Origin of the sequence: Methanococcus voltae PS, assembly GCF_024807035.1 — an archaeon.
GTDB classification, from domain to species: Archaea; AGJL01; Methanococci; order Methanococcales; family Methanococcaceae; genus Methanococcus; species Methanococcus voltae.
The window spans coordinates 1-3,861 of sequence record NZ_JANUCQ010000009.1 but is presented as its reverse complement, the minus strand read 5'-3'; the positions used below and the strand labels follow the sequence as shown (position 1 = coordinate 3,861).

The window sequence follows — 3,861 nt, the reverse complement described above, 5'->3', positions numbered from 1 at the left end:
ACTTAACGTATTTTTATAAGTGTATAGTATGATATAATATATTTTTATAATCCTTTAGTAATACTTTATATTAAATGTGTATGATTTATATAGTTGTTTAGTCTAAGTATTAATCGGCGATATTTGTAAACAGGAGGTTAAAATCATGTCTAAATTAATTATTTGTGGTCGAGGGGGTTGTGGAAAAAGTACCTTAATCACACTCATGGCTCAAAAAATCGAAGAACAAGGAAAAAAGGTCTTAATTGTAGATTCGGATGAATCAAACCTCGGTCTTAGTGCCATGGTGGGGATAAAATCTCCAGAAAAAACACTTATGGATTATTTGGGAGGTAGACCTCTATTGGATGGTAAACTAATGGAAGTTTTCTTAAATGGTGAAAATGAGAAATTAGAACTCCTTTCAGAAACTTCTTTAGATAAACTCCCATCTGATTTTGTTAGCTGGAATGGAAACAAAGGCTTTATGCAAATTGGAAAAATAGAACATAACAATGAGGGTTGTGCATGTCCTATGGGAGTAATTGGAAACGATTTCTTAAATAATCTCGTTTTGAATAAAGATGAGTGGGTTTTAATAGATACTGAAGCCGGAGTGGAACACTTTGGACGTGGAACTGTTGAACAAGCTGATGCTATTATTATGGTGGTTGACCCATCCAACGATGCAGTTTTATTAAGTGAAAAAATAGCAAAGTTATCTGATGATGCTGATAAGCCATTTGGAGTTGTTCTAAATAGAGTTGACGACGAAACGAAGACAATACTTGAAGATGCTATATCAAAGAAGAATATTTCCATAATGGGTGCCATACCCTATTCAAAGACAATGGCTCGTGAAAATCTTGTAGGAAATAGGCTCGATAATAATATGATTGAAGGGAATGTAGGGGATATATTAAAAAATCTTGAAAATCATAATTTGGATATATAAAATAGTAATATGGTAATATGGTTATATAACAAAATAATAAGCTAATAAAATAAAAATTTAATTTTTCTTTTTTTTATTTTTTCATTAAAACGTTTAATTCTTCAAAATTTTTCTTAATTTCATTATCTAAATCCTTAATTCTCTTAAGTATAATCTCAGGTTTATCAAAATTAGAAATTTGATACTCAATTTCCTTATATTTTAAAATACTTAAATCATAATTATTTTTTTTAATTTCTTCAAAGGGTACAAAAAAATGTTTACTTTTACGGTCGTTTTCTTCTTGATTGTATCTTTCCCTAAAACTTTTTACAATATCAGTCATATCACCGTTTCCGTCAATGAAATTTCTTTTGTCATCTAAGGTATATCCATCATCGGTCATATCATAAAACCATACTTTTTTTGTAGATTCTCCTTTAATAAAATATAATATGGCGGTTGAAACGCCAGTGTATGGTTTAAAAACTCCTGACGGCATTGAAATAACTGCTTCAAGCCCACATTCATTCAATAATATTTCCCTAATCTTTTTATGTGCCCTACTACTTCCAAATAGTACACCATCAGGCACAATAACGGCACATCGCCCACCATCTTTTAATAAATTATATATTAATTCAAGAAATAAAAGTTCGGTTTTTGTTGTATTAATTGTAAATCTGTTTGATAACTCTTTTTTATCGAAAGTACCTTTAAATGGAGGATTTGCCAGTATTACATCGTATTTGATATTATTTTCATTATAGTCGTTACGGTCTACAAGGCTATTTTTTCTAAATATATTGGGTGATTCAATACCATGAATAATTAAGTTCATTAACGCAATTCTAACCATAGTTTGGTCAAATTCCGAACCATAAAGCATTTTTGTTTTTAAGGTCATAAGTTCGTTTTCACTTAATTTATCGCCGATATAATCAAATGGATTGCCTTCTTCATCGTATTTGATATTATCTTTCGAACTATTTTGTAATAGAATATACTTATAAGCGGAGACTAAAAAACCAGCGGTACCGCAGGTGGGGTCGCAAATCGTTTCTCCGATTTGAGGGTCTACAATTTCAGTAATCATTTTAATAATATGCCTCGGAGTTCTAAACTGACCATTTTTACCTGCCGTATTTAACTCTGAAAGCAAATATTCGTATATATCCCCTTTAACCTCATAGTTTGTGTTACCAATGCACAAACTATCATCAATGATATTATTGATTATACTAACAGCTTCAACCAATAAAGAAGCATTAGGTATTGCAAAGGTTGCATCTTTCATATAAATTTCATATAATGAATTAGATTTTCCCAATTCTTTTAAAAATGGAAATATGACAGTATCAATGTGTTCAAACATTTCTTTGCCTTCCATAGTTGACCATTTTGACCACCGGCAATTTTCATGACCTTTAAATAAAGAAATGTAGTTTAATTTATAGTTATACTTTGTAGCATTAAGTTTTTTTGTATCTTCTACATCCATTCTTTTTAAAAATAACAAGTAAGACATCTGCTCTATTGCTGTTAATGGGTTAGAAATTCCATTACTCCAAAATTTTTCCCATAATTTGTTTATTTCTGATTTTAATTCCCTTTTTAACATAACGATACCTTTTAATTTTGATAATGAAAACTTATCAATAAAACTAAAACTAAAACTAAAACTAAAAATTTAAAAAACATGAATTATATGATTATATATTACTTAACCAATTCACTCATGAAGGTATTATATAAACAACAATCAAATAATTCATTCATTTCTTCCTTTGATTTAATTTGTTTTTCTTTTATTTCTTCTAATTTTTGAACAATTTCAGCGAATTTATTTTGAAAATCTAAAGGCGGTACTGGAATTTCTAAACCTAAAACATCGGGTTTGTTAACTGCAGGGTAATTTGCACCTTTGCATTTTGAAACTAAATTACTTATAAAATAATCTGATTTTGAAATTTCAAATAGATATTTTTCATTTATAATATCTTTGTTAGGGCGTAAAACACAAAATCCTGTGGAAACAACCATATTGTTGTATTCCTTAGATACTAACGCTACAGAATTTAAATTAGGTCGAACTATTGCCACCAAAATATCATCTTTCAGCACTTTTTGCCTTGCTCTGATAGGGGCATCTTCTCCTTTAATTTTTTTAACATTTACTATTTTTTTAGACTTATTATCTATTGAAGATATATCTATATAATTGATATATTCATCACTTAACGATTTGTTTGGAATTATATTCGATATTTTCAAACATGTTTTTTTTATTTCTTTGATATCCCAATCTTTTGGATTGTCTAGAGGATTACCAAATGTATCTAAAAAAACAGACTTTATTAAATTTTCAGTTTCCAAAATTGCCTTTTCTCTTAAATTTATCCCAATTTCGATATTTTCCAAAACTTTAACTATTTGGCGTTGTATATTCAAAGGTGGAATCGGTAAATCTATATCGGTTAAATCTACCAACCTTATATATTTAATAACACCACCAGTACTTTTTTTACGTAATATGTTAACATATGCACTCAAAAAATAATATAAATATTTGGTTTCCACTATTCTTTTATTTACAATTTCTATGATGTATGTTCTTTGATATGCGTTAAATTTACCGTTATAGTATTTTATATTTAAATCTGCGTTTCCTGCAACTATTACACATTCACAATCGTATCCCCAGGTGTTAATTTTGTGAATCTCTTTAGAACATGTAAAAAAAGGATATTTACCGTTAATATTTTCAGCATTTACATCTAATTTTCCAGTTTGGATTTTTGCAATTTCCCCTAATTTCTTAATTCCCCATTCTCCAGGTGAATTTTTAAATATGGTAACCATAATTATCACTAAAATTATCCTTAATTAATTTATTACATATCTTGTTTAGATATTTGTTATTAATATAAGTGTTGAAAAATGTTAAA

At 28.5% G+C, this 3,861-nt stretch carries 3 protein-coding genes; 1 reads left to right on the top strand and 2 read right to left on the bottom strand.

Going from position 1 to position 3,861, the window contains the following annotated elements; all coding sequences use genetic code 11:
- The first annotated feature begins 145 nt into the window (after nt 1-145).
- Entirely contained in the window at nt 146-934 is a 789-nt protein-coding gene (locus M2325_RS08225) for an ATP-binding protein (RefSeq protein ID WP_209591773.1), read from the top strand.
- A gap of 73 nt (nt 935-1,007) precedes the next feature.
- Here M2325_RS08225 and M2325_RS08220 read toward each other — a convergent pair whose 3' ends face one another.
- The gene (locus M2325_RS08220; RefSeq protein ID WP_209591774.1) at nt 1,008-2,534 is read right to left on the bottom strand and encodes a type I restriction-modification system subunit M; all 1,527 of its coding nucleotides are present in this window, start codon (nt 2,532-2,534) and stop codon (nt 1,008-1,010) included.
- 98 nt (nt 2,535-2,632) lie between these two features.
- A complete protein-coding gene (locus tag M2325_RS08215; protein WP_209591775.1) occupies nt 2,633-3,775 on the bottom strand; it encodes a restriction endonuclease subunit S in 1,143 nt (380 codons plus the stop codon).
- Between the last annotated feature and the right edge of the window lie 86 nt (nt 3,776-3,861).

Coding starts and splice junctions, on each gene's coding strand:
- M2325_RS08225 (WP_209591773.1), top strand. CDS start 146: ATGTCTAAATTAATTATTTGTGGTCGAGGGGGTTGTGGAAAAAGTACC.
- M2325_RS08220 (WP_209591774.1), bottom strand. CDS start 2,534: ATGTTAAAAAGGGAATTAAAATCAGAAATAAACAAATTATGGGAAAAA.
- M2325_RS08215 (WP_209591775.1), bottom strand. CDS start 3,775: ATGGTTACCATATTTAAAAATTCACCTGGAGAATGGGGAATTAAGAAA.